A 21,662-nucleotide genomic window follows, 5' to 3' on the forward strand; every position below is an offset into this window, starting at 1 on the left:
GTTTTGAGAATTATCTCTTATCTAGAGTGTCCGAATCAAATCTACCACCTCACACTTCCAATTCATGATAGTTTTATAGTGAGGCTAAAAGATAAGTCATTATTACAATAGGCAATGACTAAGGCATGTAATGAAGTACTGGGTTTTAGCATTGATACCACAGAGGAATATATAAAGAATGCTGAACATTTCAATATGTCAGAAGAAGAAATGATAACGTTAACGAGTTACCCTGAAAACATGGTTGTTAACGCTAATGAATTAAAAGATAGTATTTTAAATAAACCACAAACAATAATGGAAAAATATCTAGCATCCTTTGAAGGCTATAAAGCAGGGGTTTACAATTGTAATTAACCCCTGTTATTAAATTGTTTTGTCGGCTTTACAGTCTTCTCATTAAGGGAAGTAACCTCTGAGCCTTGTTTTTTAAATCGGCTGGCTTAAGATGTTAAGTTAGCTGTCATTATTAACAGATTCGTCAGTTCTCAAGCATTTCAACTCAAACTTGTAATTGTCGTCCATAAATATCACTTTAGAATCAATTCTACTTTCGCAATTAACTCTACTCTCAAATGATTCAACACCTATAAAGGTTTGCTCTGCTGTTCCTGCTACACTAACTAAAATGTAAAGAGTCCAAAACATAATTACAACCAATATTAGCTACCTGTATAAGAGTCACTTATCAAAGCAAGCGAGTAAATGCCTTCAATAATTTGTAAACTCAAATCAATTTTTAAACATTTGTGAGAAAAGTCGGCATTTCTTAAATCCTACACTGCCAGCAGTTTCTCTCCAGGAAGAACAAAATAAATCTATGCTATCGCCTTTATTAATTGTTTCCGCCTCATCAAATGAGGTTATGTCCGCAAAACAACCATTAAAAAAATCTACATCGCTCTTTAAGTGTACCACTGCATCTCCAAAAGTCACATTTATATCTGTTGCAATGCCTGCAACTCTGTACTCTTTATTGAGAGGATATAGACGAATAGCTCGAACTTCATTTTCGTTTAAAGCTGTAACCATTTCGTCACATATAACTGGCTGCATTTTAAGAATTTTTTCGCGACGCTCTTCTTCTGCACGTTTCTGATTAGCAAGTCTAATTTGACGTTGGCGTTCTTGCTCAGCAAGTCTAATTTGGCGTTGGCGTTCTTGCTCAGCAGCTTTTTTCTTTTTCTGTTGAATTTGTTGCTGCTTTCTCTGTTCCTCTAGTTTTTGTTCTTGTAATATTCTTGCTTGGGCTAACTCTCTTCTTTGTTTCATCAACAAATTAAATGATTCCTCATTAAGAATTTGTTTAATTAATCTTCTATCTTTATAAGTACCTTCTGAAGGTGTGACTAGTAATGCTTTATGATTAATCATAGTTTCCCTGCCATCTCTGACTTTAAAAATATCAGAGTCTGTTTTTTCATCATATCCTACATAAACGTAGGCATCATCGGCTTTTCTTGCCCATATATCAGTAAAAAAAGTTTCTCCAACTTGTTCATTAATTGACAAGCAGCCAGTTAAAAGTAATAAGGGAATTATGGTTAAAAACAATTTATTCATTTTGTAGTCCTTAAATATTTTAAACTAATTTATTTGTTAACTTATATATACCAATCCAAATTAAATATATAAAGTGTATCCATATCTGCCCAAATTCGTCGATTACTGTATTTGGAGATGCAAAGGTTACAGAAAACGTAAAAATTAAAATGGGCAAAGTTGGGTAAATCATTTTTCTATCTGCAAATGTATTGCTAGACTTTAAGTATGCGAAAATAGACAAGAGATATATTAATAACACTACTAGTGAAAGTGTTAAAGTGAATGCACCTCTAGAAGTTGTAATTAGGAATAATCTAAGGTCATGAAAAAATCCAGGGTCAATACTAATTGTAGAATCAAAGAGTGATTTTAAAATAGGGGAGTAGATAAAATTTTGGGTGAAATTAGATATTGAGATAACTGCAAGTTGTGTTTGTTCTATGAATAAAAATTTACTGGCAATGCCAACAATCAAAGCCCACATAATTATAACTAAAGCTAAATTTGAATTTAAAAAAAACGAATCCCAATCAAATGTATTTGCAGTTGTATAATCAATTTCATCAGGTATATTATTATCATATGTATTTTGTTCTTTTTTACGATTTTCCCTATAAATTTTTGCTTTTAGTTTTTTAATTCTTAAATTTTCTTCAATAATAAACTTATCTGCTTCTTTTTGGCTTTTTTCAGAATAATAATATTTACCAACATCAAAGCCGCACTCGCAACATACGTGCGCAGAGGCTTCCTGTTTCTTAACAGTATTTGTGAACATACATTCAGGGCATCTGAGATAAGCCATAAAATTTAAACTTATATTTAATAACATAATGTTTACGATATGAATTTTCTTAAAGATCATTTTTAATTAGTCAAGTATTTTTCATTCATAATTTAGACTTCTGATTAAATACTTTTTGGAAACCCATTATCTGTATTCCACCTATTGCAAGTCTAACAAGCTACACAGCCTAAACAGCCAATAAATACCCCTCCCGCCCCCTACAGAGGTTTTTCAGCCCCAAGAAAATCACCAACTAATTACGTTTATTAATGGAGTTTCAAGGCTACACAGACCTGTACAGAGGCTCTGGCAGCCTACTTAGTCTACACATACATTTGATTGTTATCAGTTGGAAGTGGTGTGGCTAATTAGGCTGCGAAGTCTGTTTAGTTTGAGTGTGCGCATGGCTTATCTGAGTAGACAAAACAGTAGGCATTTATGTACCTTTGACAGTGAACCGAACATCTGCAACACTAGATAATACGTTGTATATCAAGGTCTGTAGAGCTTGTTCAGACTAAATTTGGCGGAGAGAGAGGGATTCGAACCCTCGTTAGGTTTAACCCTAAACACACTTTCCAGGCGTGCGCCTTCAGCCTTTATAATAACTAGGCTCATGCTCTCCGCACGTATCGTCATAAGACACTGTGCTTGAATGTACAATACCACATTATACTCATAAATCTACTCATCCCAGACAGAATAGTTACAAAATCCAATGCCAACTAACCACCCTCTCCCGCTAGTATTGGCCGTCCTAGTTAGGTACCGTTACTCATATGTAGCAGGAAATATGTAAACCAATTTACAGTGCCTACCTACCCCACTAGCTCAAAAAACATCTATTACCAACAGACTTGGCTTTCATGTAGATGCCGCTGAGTATAATTTGTAATTATACGATCTAGGTATCCAGCAAGCGTAGCGCGGTAGCTGTAACGATCTGTACGTTGTTGTATGACGTTTTAACGAGTTATTGGTGTACTTGCCGCCTAGTTTAAACATAAGCCAAACGTGATCCATACAGGGGGGTGTATGAACTAGTGATGTACGCATTAGTAAGTATTTGCTTTAAACAAAATTCAATGTGTTTTTTGTAAGGCGGATATGGTGTGTGTTGTAGTGAGCTAGGATGGTCGCTGCTACCTTTACCAATGAAGTAAAAGTAACAGCTCATGTTGTTTTGTGGTGGTTTAAGTGTGGAATCAGTTCAGGTATTGCTCCTTCAACGCTTGCGTTTGTAATTGCTGGTCTGCAAATATCACCAAGTCATTGGTCGCTACATTGCCACCACTAGCTACCGTCACCTGCTCTGTCACATTCTCATCATTCACAATCACGTTTCGAGTGAGGGTAATATTACCTGAGTTATCCAGTGTCAGACTGTAATCCGCCAGTCCACCCTCTAGATAGATTTCATCTTGACCTGATTTCAAGTTCGATGCATCCACTACTGAGACTGCGGGCACATAGATTTGGTCTATCCCGCTACTGCCTGATATCAACGTGCTGATATTTGACCCTAATACCCTCACATTCTAAAACCAGGCTCCCTGCTTATTCATTATTATATCGGTAGGTAGGTGGTATTTTAGTTATTTTTTGTTCAGCTTTTTCCGCTAGAAGTAAGGTCTTATTTCACATGGAGAACTAGAGGTTCCCGTAACATTTCGCTAATACATTTTAGGAAAAGTGATCACTTTCATTACTTATTTTGAAAAAATTCACCTAGAATAAAACGTGTGTTGTAGCTCACTTCTATTGTAGGTCTTACCTAAAGACGCAAAGCTGAAACTACACAACCGGCAAATTATCTCGCACAACCAATGGCAATTGACTGACCAAACGTCGCCTCCACGGCTGCCAAAAAGCAGATAATATCAATAACGACGCCCCCATGAGCACACCTGTTATAGCAAAGCTATAGCCTACACCACCGAAATTTTCGATCATAGATGAAATTGCAAATATCACATAAACCAATGACGATACCATAAACGCACGTCGGTCAATGGCTATCGATATGCCACTCATCATTAAGTAAAGGCACATTACCAGTGTTAGCCCCAACAGGCTCTCCGTTCCCTTAAGAATACCTAAACTTGAAAATACAGGATGAATAATTAATGGTGCAGATAATAAATGTAACCAGAATGCCACATCTGAATGATGTGATATTCTTTTCGTATCCTTTGAATCCCAATACATTGCAAAGGTAAAAGTAATTAATCCGCACATAAATAAAATCAGCATTAACCACGTTTGTGCAGGTGGAAACACACTAAGCAGTAAAGATACAAACAATCCAATCAATGCAATAGCAGCCACAGCAATTGTAATAGGTACTTTAAAGCGCCACCAATGGATACCTGCGGCAAAGAACGATGCGCCCGCAGCAATTGCCGTCATTAATTCATAAGATAAAGTAACTAGTTCATGCACAAACCAAAAAACACCGCCAATAAATGCGATTAATAAAACGATAGCGGGTAATGCCATTTTTCGTTGCTTAACAAAAATCTCCGACAAGCCCCATGCAAGAAAACTAAACACTAGAAAACCAATACTTGTACTTTTAGTTATAAATTCCACCACCCAATGCGATGAAAATAATAGTAACAAACAAGCAATAACGACGAAAATGTCGTTGAAACCACCGATAAGTTTAAAATTTTCTTCGTCTACGATGGGTGAATTACGTTCTGTGGTTAACAAATGACGAAACTGTTCTACTGATAAATCAGTAAAAATACCATTTTTAACTGCTAAGTTGAGATCTTCATCAGAATACATATGTAACCTTACTACTATTAGCAAAAATAATTAAAAAAATTTTAGTACTTGGCCTAGATATAAAAAATAGTAAAATAAATACCAAAAACATTACTACAATATAACAATTATGGTGATTACACTATAAAAGAAATATTCTTAGACTTACATATCAAATGGTACAATTTTTAAACTGAGATATTTGATGTAAACGATTACATTCATACAATGAACTATTGCCACAACAACATATCTAGCGGCTTATCACCAAGTAAAAATAAGCAATCAACCCATCATATTTTACGCAAATAAGCCGCTTCTCTTTGATGTAAGTAATAGGCAAAGTTACCTACCCATCAATTTTAACGTCAAAACCTGTTGTGTCTAAAACCGTTTTCTCGAAGGTTTTATAATCAACCACCTGCTTGCTGTAGATGGCATCATGTACGGGTATACCATCATCTACAACAGATAGCATTGCATCCCGAATTTGCTTTTCAAAGTACGTCCATATAAAGAAGAATACACTAGCTTTGTCCCTAGATTCTTGCCCTGTGGCTTCTTTTTCGATACTTTGCCAATCCATATCTTCTGGAAAGCTGTGCTTGGACTGTTCAATGGCTGACTCTAGCAGTTCAGGTTGATGTGCTCCAATGGTAGCCACCACTTCACGCCTTAGTTGGTCGGATTCTTTAAAGAACGCTTTGAGCTGTTCACTTTGACCAACCTTCTTCTGACTACCATTAGAATAGGCTGTTAGCAACGCTTTAACCTCATCTATACTTTTACCTAGAACTTCAGCAATTTGCTCTCGAAGGGTCTTTTTAGCCTTAGGGTTAACACCATATGAAAATATTAAGGGGTATGCTGCATGTAAATCATCAAAACTTTGGTAGTGATACAATGGGAAATGCGTCAGGATGTTGAAACAAATTATTTGTAGACCACCACTGATATCGTAGTTGTTATAACCTAGCGCTTTACGTTCATCGCTCTTTAACCTAGAAAAGATGTTGTAGGTACGCCCTTTCTCTGGGTCAACACGCGATAGATTAGCTAGTGGTACGGTAATACAGTCAGGGGGTGATGGATGTGCGATACTCATGACTTGTATAAATGAACGCACGGACAATGCTTTTAGGTCAGACACCTTAATACTGAAGTAGTCTTGTGCGTGTTGGTAATTGACCTGACCTAGGTTGACACTTTTCCCACTACACAATGAATCTCCTATATGTAGCGGGGAATATGACAACCCATCTTTAGCCTTATTATATTTATCCACCACCTTAATGGTTGCTTCCACTATTTCGTTATTAAGTTGCTCTGCAGCAGGTGTTAATTTCCAATATTTCGAATAAGCATCTGTTCTATAGCTATTCGACCGGGTAAATAAAGTCGATACCAATGTACTGTTGTTTATCTCCGTCAAAAGGTATTTAGCTGCACCACTTTGACTATGTACCGGCGTACCATTACTGCCTTTTCTAGATGCCACTTGTGTGATTAGCTTAATATATTCCCGCCCAACCCTGACAATACTCTTAGGTGTTTTTAGGTGATTTATCAAGTCACTGTGATATCGCAACACATACCCTGCCACCGCACCCATCACCTGCAAGAAATGCTGTGAGCTGGCTCCTGATGTCAAAGCAATATTTACATATACATCAACCGTTCTATTACGTACATAAGCTATATCCGCCTCATTTGGTGCTGCAGCTGTTAACAAATATTGTGCAATAGCCTGCTTATTTTTGGTGATAGTTTGACGTGATAGCCCAGTTAATTTTGCTAATTCAGTATCCGACGTATCTTGTGCTATGCCTTGATGTTTTAGTACTCGCAATACTTTTTCGATGGTAGTGTTCATAACAAATAGGACCTAGGTTCAGTATTGTTGTATGCCATAATGACTAAAGCTACGACAAATGTGCAAGTTCAGCAAGATATTTAGACCACTTATCCATCAGCTCCCTGCGCTCCTCCAGCCTTTGTGAACGGTCATATGCAGCCTTAACCTGATTACCTTCAATATGCCCAAGCTGAAGTTCAATCAGATCGCCTGGAAGCCTACAATGCTCCCTAGCTAACGTGGAGAAACTTGACCTGAACCCATGAAATACATGAGTCTGCTTATCCACACCAAGTGACCGTAACGCATGGTTTAGGGTGTTTTCACTCAGTGGACTATTCGGTTTGATACCGTTGAACAAGTACTCACCGTTAGTCTGAGCTATGGCAGTTTGTAGCATTTCAATAACAGGCTCTGTTAACGGTATCCAATGTTCCCTACCCATCTTATCTTTGGGTATGACCCATAGTTTACGGTCAAAGTCGATGTGCTCAGGTTTAGCCATCCTGATAGACTGACTTCGCAGAAATACATGTGGTGCTAGTTGCAAGCACAGCTTCACTGATGGCATGAGATTCGATGCACTGTCTATGGTAGCCAACAATCTAGCAAATTCACTTTGTTCAACGATAGCAGGCATATGACGAACGCTAGGTTGTTTGGTACAGCCCTGTAGTGGCTGTGCTGGATTGGTTTCACAGTAAAGATTTTGTACACCGTATTTAAATATCTGACTCAGGATGTTTTGTACGCGTCTAGCTAGCTCTAAATGTCCCTTAGCTTCAATTTGTTTTAGTATTGGCAAGATATCTTTGGGTTTGATATTAGCAATGGTCATATTTCCTAGTTTTGGTAACAGGTAATTTTCAATCCTGCGATGAACTAGATGCTTATTCTTATAACTTGTGTAACCTTTGTATACAAGCCACTCAGAGGCTGTTTCCTTAAAGGATATGCACTTGTACTCTGCAACCACTTCTAGATCATCAAGAAGCGCTCTGGCCTTCTCAAGGGATATCTTGGGATAAGAGCCTAGTGCCTTCATTGTCCAAGAACCTGTGTGATTTTTATAGCGGTATCGCCAGTTTTTAGAGCCTGATTTAGTTACTTCTAAATACAAGCCATCGGAATCTAGATGACGTTCTAATTTGGTGGGTGTTTTAAGACGATGGATTTTAGTATTCGTTAACATGTGTTCTTCTCTGTAAGTGACAGATTATCTACTCAAATTCTACTCATACTAAACAGTAGAATTTACAAGAACTGATTTTGCAGGGGGTATTAGTAAAATCCCTGAAAGCCAGTAAACACAGTGCTTTAAAACGAAAAAAGCCAGACTATTATAGTCTAGCTTTTCATGTAATGGCGGAGAGTAGAGGATTCGAACCTCTGGTACGTATGACCGTACGTCTGATTTCAAGTCAGGTGCATTAAACCGGGCTCTGCCAACTACTTTGTTATGTTTCTAATAACTCTGTGCTTAGGTTAAATATAACACAATCTACTCATAGAGATGATATTTGTTACAAAGTAGAAGAGCTATGCTTGCCCAAGTTACTCCTTCTTGCTGATAACTTGTAGGCACTCCCCTACATATGTAGAGGCAAATGTGTAAACTGTTATTATGCACAGCACTCACCTACTAGTTCTTATCACAGCAACCAATACTAAGATGGCGGGTGAGCATAATTTGTAATTATGTGAAATCGGTATCAAGCAAACGAAGTGCGGTAAGACTGTATGCAACTATATGTAAATCTAAGACGTTAATAGTTGTTGCCACTAATAGGCTAATAATACCTGCTTTAGCCCACTTCAATAGTTTGTTCACGAGAGCTCCTTTATTTATGCTTGTAACTGTTTGTTTGAAAGACAAATGTTAGTGAGGTTTCGCTTTTAAAAGTTGCTTGCGAATAAGTTGTTGATTCACCTTGGCATCATATTCAGGGTTAAGCTTAGTTGGAATATCTGCGCCAATTTGTTGTTGCCATGCTTGCAGTTTCGTTTTTAATTCTTTGACCCTGCTTGGATGCACACTGGCAAGGTTATTCTTTTCAGCTAAGTCATTGGCTAGGTTATATAATTCAAACTCATTGTTTTCAAAGTATTGGAGCAATTTCCAGTCGCCACTTCTAATGGCACTACCTGGGCGAGTTCTAAATAATGGGTCTTGCCCTTGGTCGGTTGGTGCATGGTGTGCCTGTAAATATACTGGAAAATGCCAGAATAAATCACGCTCGGCAATGTCTTGCTGACCTAATAAGTGCGCAGTTAAATCAACACCATCGAGCACTTGGTTTGGTTGTTTTGATTTCGTTAAATTAACTAAGGTTGGGTAGAAATCAGCATTTATAACAGGGGTATGGTCAAGGCCTGGTTTAACTTTTTCTGGCCAACGAACAATTAATGGCACACGTAAACCACCGTCATAATAAGAGCCTTTACCGCCACGAAGTGGTGTTGGGAATGACGACATGCGGTAACCACCGTTGTCAGAGGTGAAAATAACCACAGTATTCTCGGCTAAACCTTCTGAATCTAACATGTCAAAAATTCGACCGACATTGTCATCCATATGTTCAACCATGGCCGCATAGGTGGCTTCTCGCTTACTTTTAATGCCTTTTTCATGGTACTTATTTACTTTATCAACCACCGCTTGATAAGGGGTATGTACAGTGTAGTAAGGTACATACGCAAAAAACGGTTGGTCTTTGCTTGATTTCACCCAGTCGATCACCTCTGTGGTTAAACGCTCGGTTAAATATTCACCTTTCGGGCCGTCTTCAATGTTCGGTAATTGGTAAGGGCTAAAGTAATGAAAGGTCATGCCTTGGTGACTACCGGCAACATTAACATCAAAACCTTGCTTATCTGGATCTGCGCCTAAATGCCATTTGCCAAACGTTCCTGTCGTATAACCTGCGGTCTTCAGGGATTCCCCTATGGTGATAATGTCCGTAGTAAGGCCGCGCTTATTTTTTATCGGGATCAGTTTACGTGTTTTTGCATGACCTCGGTCTGACGGCGATACAGTATAAACGCCATGTCGAGGCCCATATTGACCCGACATTAGTACCGCACGGCTTGGTGCACAGTTAGCTGCGCCTGCGTAGGCTTGATCAAAAACTAAACCTTGTTGTGCGAGTGCATCAATATTAGGCGTTTCAAAATAGTCGGTTGTTTGGTTGTAACCGACATCAGACCAACCTAAATCGTCGATAACAATCATAATGATATTGGGTTTGGTAGTATCTGCTATCACGGCTGTATTCACTGGCGTTGGCTTACCGCCACAAGCAGCCGTCAAAGCTGCCGTTAAAGTTAAAGTGCAGGTTACTAATAAAGTGTTTAATTTCATTAAGGTTACTCTTTTGTTGTTGGTTTTACCTGTCAAATTTTAGACGTTTAAAATTATTGGGTAGCTGTGTTTTATTTCTGGGTTTTATCGCTAAGTGACCAGTTAAGTTAATAACTTAGTTAATAGCTAAGCAGTCACTAATTAAAAAGTCGTAAGAAATTTTTTGAACCATTGCTAATGTAATCAGTACGTTTTAACCCGTCAGTGCCACGTTTTTTAACGCGTATTCGCGCGCATTAGCGTTAATCCTCGGTGATAACAAAACTATATTGTCCAGCGTGATGTAAACTTGGTGTTTTGTTTGGCAATGTTACCAAGGCTTGGGTATTTTGCGGAATACTTATATCCCACTTTATTTGATTTCCTACGCGCTGCCATGAACTTTTTATCTCGCCATAGCCTGTGGTGAAGCTAACATCAGCATGATCTAAATCACGAGGAAATACAGGTTTTAAGATAAACTCTTGAAAACCGACACTGTTTTCCATCGGGCGAATACCGCCTAATCCTTGATAAAACCAGCCGTCATAACCGCCATGAAATGGGTGATTTAAAGAACGAACTGGGCCGCGGCCTTTGCTGGGATCAAATGCGCCTTTACGCTCCCATAAGGTTGTGCCATTAAGTTCATCAAATAAATAAGAAAAGCCCGGATAACCTTTTGCTTTAAAAATATTAAATGCGGTGTCGGTATAGCCATAATCACTTAATGATAAATACAAATAGCTTTGGCCAAGGGCACCTACAGAAGAGTGACCTCGCCATTTTTCGACAACATCTTTATTTAATGCATCAGCAACACTTTGGCGTAATTCAACCGGTGTAATACCAAATTGCAATGCCATACTATCGGCTGTTTGACTGCCGTAATGGCCGGTTTCTGGGTTATAAAATGCTTGGTGAAAGCCATGGCTTAAATTTTGATATAAGGTTTGATATTGCGCTTGTGCAGCTGTATTACCGAGTACTTCTGAAATTTTACTCATATAGTTTGCCGCTTGCGTAAATAAAGCGGTACTGGTGATCGCAGGTATTGTCCATTGTGGTACACCACGGCCGCCCACTCGTGGAGTTCCAGGTGAAGGGACAGGATCACACCAATCACCAAAGCCGTTCTTGATTAAAAAGTCCGACATTTGGCTTTGACCAAAATCCATGTATTTCACTAAACTTTGATATTGGTTTGCTAGCAGTTGTATGTCGCCGTGATGACGATAATGCTCCCAAGCAATAAATACTTCGGCTACAGCCCAATCAACTTTACCACCACCGGTACGTTTACCCGGTACTACAGTTGGTGCAATGTTTTCAGCTGTTTGAAAATCGCCTAAATATTTTGGCCAAAAATTGTTCATATTGAAATTGTAATTACCAGTGATCAGCGCAGCATGGGCATCACCAGTCCAGCCGGCTTTTTCGCGGATCGGGCAATCTAATGGCACACTCATTAAGTTACTTTCATAGCTCCATAATGCAGTGTGATGAATACGATTAACTAAAGCATCTGAACTTTTGAATTGTCCGATACGTTTAACATCGCTGCGAACTAATTGTGCACTTAACGCTGATAACGGCGGTTGCTCTGTTAAACCCGTAATTTCGACATACCTAAAGCCATGCCAAGTAAAACTTGGTGTCCAAGATGCTTGTTGGTTGTTTGAAGCAATATAGCCGTCAACGGCATTTAACTGTGTTGCCCAGCCGCCGCCACTTAACTGGCTAATGTTACCTTTTTCATCTTGCCACTCAGCAAACTTTAAAAATACCCCTTGGCCCGGTGCTAGGTTTAATTCGTTTAAATGTAAGGTTGGAATACCGGTAAAATTTTGGCCAAAATCAAATACCCAAACATTTTCTTTTGGTTGCATAATTTTTACCGGTTTCATCGCTTTTATTGGGCGAATTGGTGGCAACAATTGTGGCACTAATTGCTTGGTAGGCCAATTTGCTAATAATTTAGCCGCTTGCCAATCATCAAAGCTTTTCTGGTTATCAGTGTTATGCCCGTTAGTAACGCTATGCCAGTTAGGAATGTGTTTTGATGCATCATAAAGCTCACCAGAAAATATACCTTCTTTCACGGTTGGTGATGGCGCGCTTAACCAATTTTCATCAGATGCAATAATTTGCTTACTGCCATCGCTATAACTAATTTCTAGCTGAGCAATAAAGGTTGGTTGGCCAAAAGAATACGACCGTTTTGGTTTGCTTGATTTTTTCGCATCAGGATTTTCCCAACGACTAAAGGCAATATTCTCATCATACCAACCGCTCCCTAAGTGAACCCCAATGGCATTTTTACCACTTTTTAATAACGCTGAAACTTCATCGGTGTTGTATAAAATGCGTTTATCAAAATCAGTTTGCCCAGGGTCCATGATACGGTCTTTCACTTTTTTACCATTGATAAACAGCTCATAATAACCACCGGCTGTGCTGTGTAATCTTGCTGAAGTGATTTGTTTATCAATAGCAAACTCATGGCGAAATAAGCTGGCTGTCGGCATCATTTTTAAGGGGGCAATTGCTGGTGTTTTAAAACCGCCTTCTTCCTTTTCAACCGTGCCCACTAAGCTTATCCATTGATTAACTTCAGGGGTTATTTCCGTAATTGTTGGAGTGGCAACTTGAAGCCACTTGGCTTGCCAATCGGTTTTGTTTAGTAAGCCCATTTGCCAATAAGCGGCGGCACTCCATGCACTAGGTTTAGTGTTATCAACTTGCCAAACACGTACACGCCAAAAAGCACTATCGTTACTTGTTAAAGGTTTACCTTGGTAAGCAATATTGAGTGATTGTTTACCTTGAACTTTACCGCTATCCCATAAATCAGGATTGTTTTGGCTTAAAGCTTCTGCGCTACTAGCAACCTGAATTTGATAAAAAGCTTGTTGCTTAGTATTCGCATGCCATGACAGTCGTGCTGTTTGGTTATGGACATTTAGTGGTTTGTTTTTACCTTCAGTTAATAAGTTCGTTGGTGAATTTATTATGCTATTTGGCTCATTTTTTTGAACACAGCCCATTAATGAGCTAGTAACTAACAATAGCCCAATAGGGATTGTTTTTAATTTTTTTAAACAGTTTACTGTTTGGAAAGAGAACATATTTAAACCTATAGTTTTTAATGATTTTTGGAATCAGCATTTACAAAGTCGGTTTTTTTATTACCATCAAAAGCACGTTGTTTAACCGTATTATTACGCTCAGCTTCATATTGATCTATGTAAGCATCTGTTTTTTGTCTTAGCTGGTTTAAAATATTTTCATGTTGGGCAGAATTCGCTAAGTTGGTTGCTTCATTGGGATCATTTTTTAAATCATAAAGTTGTTCATGTTTATCTCGGTAGTAACGAACATATTTCCAATCCTCGGTTCTTACCCCAACCGTTGGGGGTATTTTGAAGACTTTAGGCGAAAATAAATGCTCAAAAAAGAATTCGCTGCGCCATTCGGGTGTTTCACCTGCCATAATTGGTTTGAGAGATTTACCCTGATAACGCATAGATAATTCGATACCTGCTAAATCTAAAATAGTAGGTGCAATGTCGATATTTAACGCAATTTCTTCCCGCACTTGTGCTTTGCGATTACGCGGATCAAAAATGATAAGTGGCACACGTAAATCTTCATCCCAACCAAACCATTTCCCGGCCAATTGACGGTTGTTTAATGAGTAACCATTATCACCGGTATAAATAATAATGGTGTTTTCAGCCATACCGGCTTCAACTAACTTGTCGTAAAGCATACCAACACCGCGGTCAACGGCACTGACGGCACGGTAATGACGCTTAACCATTTTTTGATACAAGGCTTCGGTTTTATAACGATACTGCCAGCGCTCTCGGCCAAGGGATGTTTTTAAAAAGTCAGGCAATGCTTCAAAATCTGCTGCCGACGATAATGGCGCAGGTGGTATAGTTATGTCGTTGTAATACTCGTCAAATTCAGCAGGGTAGTGGTATTGATCTACTTTATCTGGGTCAAGGGCGTGGGGATTCCAAAAACTAACCGATAATGACCAAGGCTGACCGCTCCCTTTATTTTGCTCGATAAAGTCTTTAGCAAGCTCAACAAAGTGGTAGGTCTGTGGACGCTCAACACCCTTGTGGATGTCGTTTTTTTTCATTTTTGAACGTTTAAAATAGTCAAAACGCTGCTCGATATTGCCCGAGGTTTCAACACCAAATTTACCAACAAAACCGGTTGTATAACCGTGTTGTTTTAATACCACTGGGTAGGTAATCGCCATATCTTCTTCAGATACAGGTGGACGGTGAAACGAATAATCGCTAGTGCGTTCGGTTAATCCAGTTAAAATACTAGCGCGACTGGCGCCACAAATAGGTGTAGTAACAAACGCCTTTTTGAAGAACACGCCTTGATCGGCCAATTTATCTAGTGTTGGCGTTTTTACTATTGGGTGGTATTTACCAATTAAGTCCCACCTGTGATCATCAGCTAAAATAAATAAAATGTTTGGCCGTTGTTGTTCTTGCTGGTTCGATACTAGATTTTTAGTGTCTTTATCCGTTAACTGGCAGGCAGATGTTAGTAAGCTGGCGGACAATAATAAACCTAGTTTTATCCTGTAGGATTTATGACTTTTTTTAAACTGAGTCGTTATTTTTGTAAAAACATTATCCATTTTAACCCCTTATAATCTTGCCGTGAATCTGATAAACACCCGGCGCTAGTTTAGTCAACGCCAGTTGTTTCAATGCTTTATTTGTTGATACTTTTTCACCATTTATAGCTAACGAAGTGACTTGTGGTAATACAAAATTTGCTCGGCTATTTTTGGGAATAGTCACCTGCATATCGAGCTTACCTTGAACAACCTTCCAGCTCACTTTAACTTCACCTTGAAGTGTTTTATAACTGCCCGAGGCATTTGTTAAACGCTGATTAAATTGCGGGGCGATATTAATTTCTTTAAAACCCGCACTGGCGGCATTGATGCCTAAAATACCTTCATAAAACCACTGTGCGACTGCACCATAGGCGTAATGATTCAGCGAGTTCATTTTTTCTTTATTAAAACCATCTTTAAGTGAATAGGAATCCCAACGTTCCCATGTGGTAGTCGCGCCATTGTTAATTGAATAAAACCATGACGGGTAACTTTCTTTAAACAAAATGTCATACATAAGATCACTTCTGCCCATATCTTGAAGAACAGGTGCTAATAATGGCGTACCTAAAAAACCGGTGCGCAGATGATTATCCGCATTTTGTATTTCAGTAATTAGGTGATTTTGAGCATTGGTAATATCAACGTCGTCAAATAAGTTAAACGCTAACGGCAGTAAATAACTGGCTTGCGTTGCCGGTGTTTTGACTTTGGTATATTGGTCATAAAACTCAGTTCTAAATGCTTTGCGCACTTGTTGGAATCGCTTTGCATACTGTTTAGCATCAGCTTCAAGGCCTAACACTGCGGCTGCTTTACTGGCATAATCTAACGATCTTGCCAAATAAGCGGTTGAGATCAAGTGAATTGGCGTATCACCGCGATTCGCTTTTTTCTTGCGTTGTGGATAAGGTTGCAACCAATCACCAAAGCCGCCCAATGTAGAGACGTTATTCTTAGCTTTCGCTTCGATAAATTTAAGCCACGACTGAATCATGTTGTAGTTTTCACGTAACACTTGGCTGTCACCTGTTTGCAGGTATAGTTCCCAAGGAATAATCACTGCAGCATCGCCCCAACCTGAGGAGGTACCTTTATCGTGACGACCAGGCACAATTGGCACGAAGTTAGGAATACGACCATCGGTAGCTTGATCTTCTCTTAAGGTTTGCAACCAAGCACTCCAAAACCCATAAACATCTGCCATGTGCATTGACGGTTTAGCAAATACTTGTGCATCACCAGTCCAACCTAAACGTTCATCTCGTTGTGGGCAATCTGTTGGAATATCTAAGAAATTACCACGTAAACCCCACACCACATTCTCTGCCAATTTATTTAGTTTCGCGTGAGAAGATGTGAAGTTAGCATGAACATCGAAGTTTGAGTGTTGAACTAGACCTTTAACCCAATTTAGCTGAGGCTGCTGGTTTTGGTCATAACCAGAAAGCTCAACGTAACGATATCCGTGAAAGGTAAACGTTGGGGTATAAGAAATAGTGCCTGTTGTCGCGGGTGTATAGTAGTCGGTTGCTTTGGCTGAACGCATATTTTTAGTGTAAAACTTATTGTGTTCGAGCGCTTCAGCGAAACGTATAGTTATTTGTTGGTTAGCTAAAACAGGAATATTTAACTCGGGAACACCTACCATGTTTTGTCCCATATCAAATACCACAACGCCTGATTTCGGGTTGGCAACTTGCACAATTTTTTGCGCGTTTAGCGTTAACTTGGTTTTAGTCGCCGTATGGCGTTTAGGAGATAGCACAACGTTTTGTTCTCGAGCCTCAACTAATACTTGCTGCCATTGTTGAGGCGATTTTTTAATTGCAAATTCAGGCGTGTTCCAACCGGGCATTTCGAAGTTAGCATCGTAGGTTTCACCGTCGTAGTTTCCGGCTGCGCGAATAGGGCCATTGACTGTAGCGTGCCAACTACTATCGGTTACAATTGTTTGTTTTGTACCGTCTTGGTAGCTAATCTCTAATTGTGCAAGTAGGGCGTGGGGTTTTACATCACGCTTATGAGGGCTAATGATACGTCCGCCGTACCAGCCTTCAGCGGTAGTCGCTGCGAGAGTATTGTCTCCCTGTTGGAGAAATTCAGTAACATCATAGGTTAAGGTTTCAATGCGTTTGCGATATGGCGTCCAGCCGGGCGTCATTACATCGTCTGAAATCACTTGACCATTAAGATAGGCTTTAAAAATACCTTTGGCAGTAACATAAAGTCTTGCCTGTTTGACACTTCTAGACGCTGAAAAGTCCTTACGTAAATACTGTGGTCGATACAATTTATTGGTAAATTGTTGTTTGTTTCTAGGAACTGTATCTTGATAAGTTTCCCCTGTTTCAGAGTGGCGTATCCATTGGCCTTGCCATTCATCATTGGTTAATAAGCCTAATTCTATTGAGGCTAACTTGCTCCACGATGACGCTTGATCATTTTCATCCCAGATACGCACCCGCCAATATACTTTTTGACGAGACGCAAGCGGCTTGCCTTGATACTTTATCCAAGCGTTGTTTGCCGATAATTGTTTTTGACTATCCCATAAATCTGCAGCCTCAATAGTTACGGCAGAGGACGCCACCTGTATTTGAAAGGCTTGTTGAAACTGCGATTGAGCAGTTGGCGCAATTTGCCAAGTAAAACGCGGGTTTTTTTCATAATAACCAATAGGATCAACAAAACCTTCACCTACTTTTAATGCAATGGGGGCAGTAGCATTGACAATTTTATTTGAATTAACCATATCATTAGGTTCGAACGAACAGGCTGTTAACAACAGCATAAAGCCGATCAAACCTAAACAGCGGACTTTAATCATTGCACTAAACATGTGAAACTCCATATTTTTTAGAATAAACATATTAATTAGCAACTTAATAGGAAAACCAGTTAAGTTTGGCGGTAGTTGATGTTATTTCGTTGCTAAACTGATTGATTTCGTCGAGCTTAACGTAACAGGTCCTAATAAACCTGAATCAATCAAAGCATCGTCTTTTTTGACAAATTTATGCGTGGTAAAGGTACGACGATGGCCTTTTTTACCTGAGTTAGGTAAAGGTTCGTTGTTTATGTACCAAGCTGGCATGTTAGCGACACGTTTACCGTTTTCTTGCCAGAACCCTGAATTATCAGGCAGTGCTTCGTCGGTGATCATGCGGTTTGTCCAAGCGTTTGCTACCTTCACGGTAAGTTGGTTTTGTCCTGGTTGCAAATAAGACGATACATCTAAAGCAAATGGTGCAATCCACGTGGTGCCTACTTCTTTGCCATTAATAAACACTTGCGCGGTGTTACCAACCTTACCTAAATCTAAGGTTACTTGCTGATCAGCGCTCAGTAATTCAGGGTTAATGGTAAAGGTTTGCTCGTATGTTGCGATACCAGAATATGCGTGGATCTCAGGATTGCTTGAATCTTTCCAATTGCTGAGCTGGTCAAAGGTAAAGCTTTGATCTAAACCATAGTCTTTTTCAAATGATACTTGCCAACTACCGGTTAACGTTTGCTTGCCGGCAACATCTGCTATTGAAACATCAGTAGTTCCTTCACCAAGGTCAACAGCAAGGCGCTGATTGCTTTGTGATACAAGCTGAATATTAAATTGTTGGTCATACACGGCTTCAATATCATGCTGGCGAATAACATTAGGCGTTAGTTTTGGCTTGCCGGTAGCGTCTTCATTAAATACTACAAAAGTAGACTCTTCGGGTGCTAAACGGAACACAACATTGGTGATGTCATTGTCGATATCAAATGCTGCAACACGTTTGGTTTTTCCGGTATTAGCATCCCATAGTTCAGGCACTTTGCCGGTAACTTCAAAGCTTGCATCAAACAATTGCTCTTTATCACTGTCGTTATAAACAAAGTAAATATCTTGGTTGGCTGTTTTTCTGTGCGCGTAGAATAAGTTTTTGACGCCTTTAATGCGTAAGTCGTAGTTAAGGTTATGCTGTTGGTATATTTTCTGCCAATCGCTTAGTGATTTAATGGCCAAATGTGTGGTTTTTTGCGACCAAATAAAGTCGACCATTTGTTCAAATTCGGCTTGTTGCGCAGCACTAATATCACGGCCAGCAAGTTGTTTAATTGGTGAGCCTATGATCACGCCACCTTGTTTAGCAAATTGATGAATTTTCTTAACTGACTCGAAAGATAGCGTTTTGTGATTTTTTAACGCTAATATTTTATATTTCACGCCATGATTAAGATGGTAACGACCGTCTTGGTAAAATAGCTCATTGAGCTTTTCAGTATTTAAACAATCATAATTGATATAGGTTGGTACATGTTTGGTTTCAACTTTACGTCTTTCTGGGCAACCTGTTGGCGCAGCTTCGCCTAGGTACCATAGTACGTCAACCACCGGTTGGCCTTGGCGTAGCAGGTATTGACCGCGCGCTATATAGTTAAACCACGCTTTACCTGCGGTTGCAAACCAAGGTTGGGTGCCGTCTATATGTGCGCCCCAACGCTCCATCGTCATACCCGGTACAACATGGGTATTTGATTGATGCACAAAGCGGTGAAATACAAATTGATTGACGCCTAATGCCCACGTTTTGTCGCCATCAAACTTGGCGTTAGCGGGGTTAAATTTCCAGTTATATTCTGGCAATGCTGTAAAAGCTTCTGCTGCGATAATATTACGATTATAAATATGACCAACAGAGATGGCAGAAGACAACATATAAATATTACGTTTTAGCCAAAACTCTCCCATCGTCATATCAACTTTACTGCCAGCGTCTAACTCATTAAAAGGCCCATGGCCATATGGCTCTGTGTAAGTTTTTAAGCCATCTTGGTGTGCTAACTCAGTAAAGTATTGGTAATAATTTTCGGTAATTAATTTATTACTTAAGCCGCGAATATCCCAAGTAACCGCTTTTGATGTTTCAACTGAATCAACAAACTTACCGGTGAATAATGGTAGAAAAGGAATAAGATCATAGCCGTGCAGCTCTTTAAATTGCTTATCGTAACCTTGGGTCCAGTTTTGTCCGCCAACTTCGTAACTATCAATTTCAACATATTGCAACGCGCCTGGCGCAACTTGCTTGGCTTTATTAATCACATTGGTGACATAAGCATCGTAGTGATTTTTAAAGGCAGCGCGGCTGAATTTATCAACTTCTAAGCCTCTGCCTTCATCTGTTGGCGGAATATTAGTGGTGCCTTTGGCGGTGTAACCAAAACGCATAATGGTCCAGTCACCTGTTGGTAACACGGCATTAAGCTCGCCATCAGCAGAGAGCTTATCGGTTACGTTAATAATTTTACTGGCATCAATAATGTGCGCTTGATCTGGCGTACCAATATCAGGAAATTTGTGATAATTAGTATGGGTGGCTAACGTTCTACCTAAGTAGTTCCCCATTCTTGGAGTTGAAGTTAAACTTGCTTCAAATACGTTTAAAGTTTTATCGGCAACAATTCTAAAATATTTTGCGGTAACGCCTTCGAATGCTGCGTCAAGAGCCCAACGTACTCGACCCGGGCGATTAACTTTCATATCGACATGTTTTTTAAAATTTTTGCCGTCATTAGAATACTGTAACTGGTATTTTATATGCTTGCCCCAATTGATATCGACACTAACAAAACGAATGGTAACGGGCTTGTCATATGCAAACTGTAACCATACGGGTTGTTCATTTTTCGATTTTATCGAGGAGACGGTATCAACTTCAATATTATTAACCACACTAACATCAAAATCAGGATCTGAAGCGGTAATGGTAGGTGTTAACTGAGCGTCAATAATATCGGTAGGTAGCGATGGATAAGCAATAACCGCAATGTCGTGATAATAATCTAACATGGTCATCGGCTGAGCTAATTTAACGTTTATATTGCCCTTGTTGCTGGCATTGCTATTTACAATTTTTTCACTCCAAGTCACTTGTTTCATTCCGTGCTCAGGTTTGTTCCACGGGCCACCACTTGATGACCAACCATCGGCGTTATGAATACCAAAAGTCATGCCCAAGCGTTTCGCTTCAGCCGCCATATGGCCGATTAATTCAATATGCTTTTCACTGTTAAAAAGCACATCACCTTTAGGCATACCAAGGCCAATGCTAAAATATAATACGCCGCCAATACCTGCTTGTGCCATGGTTTCGAAATCTTTGGTGATACCTTCGGCAGACATATTACTATTCATGGCGTGATACCATGTCAGTGGCTTAGTTTCTTTCGGTGGATTTTGGAAGTTTTCAAGCAAGCTCGGGTAGCTTGGATATCTTTGCTGGTGGCTATTATCTTGAACTTGGCTTTGGCTGCTTATTGTTTCGGTGTTGCTGTCATCGCTGGAGCCTTTAGATACAGTCGAAGCATTGTTTTGGTCGATACATCCCATCAAGGTAGTTGCGACAAGTATTGAGGCCGATAATATGATTCTACGGGATAATGAATTCATAACCATATTTATATTTAGGCTTGTTCTAATGTTCATAAATATATGCTCCAAGATAAAATTTTTAATAGCCCCAATTTATTCATTGGTGACTTTAGAAAGATAAGTCAGTAACCCTGACAATTGATACCCATTCGATTAAATAATTTTTGCTATTCGTGTGTCTATGCTATGTCTATAGATAACTACCTTACTTTTATAATAAAACTACCTGCATCTACTTTTATTATTTTAACGTTATTATTTTGGTTTTGAATGCGGACATCATTTTCA

Annotated in this window: 13 protein-coding genes, 1 tRNA gene and 1 pseudogene; 1 reads left to right on the forward strand and 14 read right to left on the reverse strand. The window is 39.3% G+C overall.

Going from position 1 to position 21,662, the window contains the following annotated elements:
• Nucleotides 1–114: 114 nt before the first annotated feature.
• Complete coding sequence (locus G2999_RS02175) at nt 115–357, forward strand: hypothetical protein (protein WP_010178257.1); 243 nt, start codon at nt 115–117, stop codon at nt 355–357.
• A 375-nt stretch (nt 358–732) separates the two neighbouring features.
• On the opposite strand, the gene G2999_RS02185 is transcribed toward G2999_RS02175, so the two are convergent.
• The 14 genes and pseudogenes from G2999_RS02185 to G2999_RS02245 all read right to left on the reverse strand — a co-directional run bounded on the left by G2999_RS02185 (nt 733) and on the right by G2999_RS02245 (nt 21,428).
• Nucleotides 733–1,563, reverse strand: a complete 831-nt coding sequence (locus tag G2999_RS02185) for a hypothetical protein (protein WP_010178260.1) — start codon at nt 1,561–1,563, stop codon at nt 733–735.
• Between the two features lie 19 nt (nt 1,564–1,582).
• Nucleotides 1,583–2,323, reverse strand: a complete 741-nt coding sequence (locus tag G2999_RS02190) for a hypothetical protein (RefSeq protein ID WP_010178263.1) — start codon at nt 2,321–2,323, stop codon at nt 1,583–1,585.
• Nucleotides 2,324–2,856: 533 nt separating this feature from the next.
• A tRNA-Ser gene (locus G2999_RS12860) sits at nt 2,857–2,957 on the reverse strand.
• Nucleotides 2,958–3,537: 580 nt separating this feature from the next.
• Nucleotides 3,538–3,801 carry a hypothetical protein gene (locus G2999_RS02195; protein ID WP_156780188.1) on the reverse strand — a complete coding sequence of 88 codons (264 nt, stop codon included), beginning with the start codon at nt 3,799–3,801 and terminating at the stop codon, nt 3,538–3,540.
• Between the two features lie 325 nt (nt 3,802–4,126).
• Complete coding sequence (locus G2999_RS02200) at nt 4,127–5,125, reverse strand: hypothetical protein (protein WP_010178267.1); 999 nt, start codon at nt 5,123–5,125, stop codon at nt 4,127–4,129.
• Nucleotides 5,126–5,453: 328 nt separating this feature from the next.
• A complete protein-coding gene (locus tag G2999_RS02205; RefSeq protein ID WP_010178269.1) occupies nt 5,454–6,977 on the reverse strand; it encodes a hypothetical protein in 1,524 nt (507 codons plus the stop codon).
• 49 nt (nt 6,978–7,026) lie between these two features.
• Nucleotides 7,027–7,797, reverse strand: a complete 771-nt coding sequence (locus tag G2999_RS02210; protein WP_232222415.1) for a site-specific integrase — start codon at nt 7,795–7,797, stop codon at nt 7,027–7,029.
• Between the two features lie 201 nt (nt 7,798–7,998).
• Nucleotides 7,999–8,151, reverse strand: a pseudogene (locus tag G2999_RS13665) (Arm DNA-binding domain-containing protein); the annotation flags it as partial.
• 504 nt (nt 8,152–8,655) lie between these two features.
• The gene (locus G2999_RS13750) at nt 8,656–8,790 is read right to left on the reverse strand and encodes a hypothetical protein (RefSeq protein WP_010178273.1); all 135 of its coding nucleotides are present in this window, start codon (nt 8,788–8,790) and stop codon (nt 8,656–8,658) included.
• Between the two features lie 48 nt (nt 8,791–8,838).
• Nucleotides 8,839–10,320, reverse strand: a complete 1,482-nt coding sequence (locus tag G2999_RS02225; RefSeq protein WP_010178275.1) for a sulfatase — start codon at nt 10,318–10,320, stop codon at nt 8,839–8,841.
• 242 nt (nt 10,321–10,562) lie between these two features.
• Nucleotides 10,563–13,427 (reverse strand): family 78 glycoside hydrolase catalytic domain, encoded by a 2,865-nt coding sequence (locus G2999_RS02230; RefSeq protein ID WP_010178277.1) that lies wholly within the window; start codon nt 13,425–13,427, stop codon nt 10,563–10,565.
• Nucleotides 13,428–13,444: 17 nt separating this feature from the next.
• The gene (locus G2999_RS02235) at nt 13,445–14,971 is read right to left on the reverse strand and encodes a sulfatase (protein ID WP_010178279.1); all 1,527 of its coding nucleotides are present in this window, start codon (nt 14,969–14,971) and stop codon (nt 13,445–13,447) included.
• Nucleotide 14,972: 1 nt separating this feature from the next.
• A complete protein-coding gene (locus G2999_RS02240; protein ID WP_010178285.1) occupies nt 14,973–17,798 on the reverse strand; it encodes an alpha-L-rhamnosidase in 2,826 nt (941 codons plus the stop codon).
• 81 nt (nt 17,799–17,879) lie between these two features.
• Nucleotides 17,880–21,428, reverse strand: coding sequence for a glycosyl hydrolase (locus G2999_RS02245; RefSeq protein WP_232222404.1), 3,549 nt, complete (start codon nt 21,426–21,428; stop codon nt 17,880–17,882).
• Nucleotides 21,429–21,662: the final 234 nt, after the last annotated feature.

It is taken from the genome of Glaciecola sp. HTCC2999 (genome assembly GCF_000155775.1).
Taxonomy (GTDB): domain Bacteria; phylum Pseudomonadota; class Gammaproteobacteria; order Enterobacterales; family Alteromonadaceae; genus Opacimonas.

Excerpts from the sequence above, each read along its gene's own strand:
- G2999_RS02175 (WP_010178257.1), top strand. The coding sequence starts at position 115 with ATGACTAAGGCATGTAATGAAGTACTGGGTTTTAGCATTGATACCACA.
- G2999_RS02185 (WP_010178260.1), bottom strand. The coding sequence starts at position 1,563 with ATGAATAAATTGTTTTTAACCATAATTCCCTTATTACTTTTAACTGGC.
- G2999_RS02190 (WP_010178263.1), bottom strand. The coding sequence starts at position 2,323 with ATGTTCACAAATACTGTTAAGAAACAGGAAGCCTCTGCGCACGTATGT.
- G2999_RS02200 (WP_010178267.1), bottom strand. The coding sequence starts at position 5,125 with ATGTATTCTGATGAAGATCTCAACTTAGCAGTTAAAAATGGTATTTTT.
- G2999_RS02205 (WP_010178269.1), bottom strand. The coding sequence starts at position 6,977 with ATGAACACTACCATCGAAAAAGTATTGCGAGTACTAAAACATCAAGGC.
- G2999_RS02210 (WP_232222415.1), bottom strand. The coding sequence starts at position 7,797 with ATGACCATTGCTAATATCAAACCCAAAGATATCTTGCCAATACTAAAA.
- G2999_RS02225 (WP_010178275.1), bottom strand. The coding sequence starts at position 10,320 with ATGAAATTAAACACTTTATTAGTAACCTGCACTTTAACTTTAACGGCA.
- G2999_RS02230 (WP_010178277.1), bottom strand. The coding sequence starts at position 13,427 with ATGTTCTCTTTCCAAACAGTAAACTGTTTAAAAAAATTAAAAACAATC.
- G2999_RS02235 (WP_010178279.1), bottom strand. The coding sequence starts at position 14,971 with ATGGATAATGTTTTTACAAAAATAACGACTCAGTTTAAAAAAAGTCAT.
- G2999_RS02240 (WP_010178285.1), bottom strand. The coding sequence starts at position 17,798 with ATGTTTAGTGCAATGATTAAAGTCCGCTGTTTAGGTTTGATCGGCTTT.
- G2999_RS02245 (WP_232222404.1), bottom strand. The coding sequence starts at position 21,428 with ATGAACATTAGAACAAGCCTAAATATAAATATGGTTATGAATTCATTA.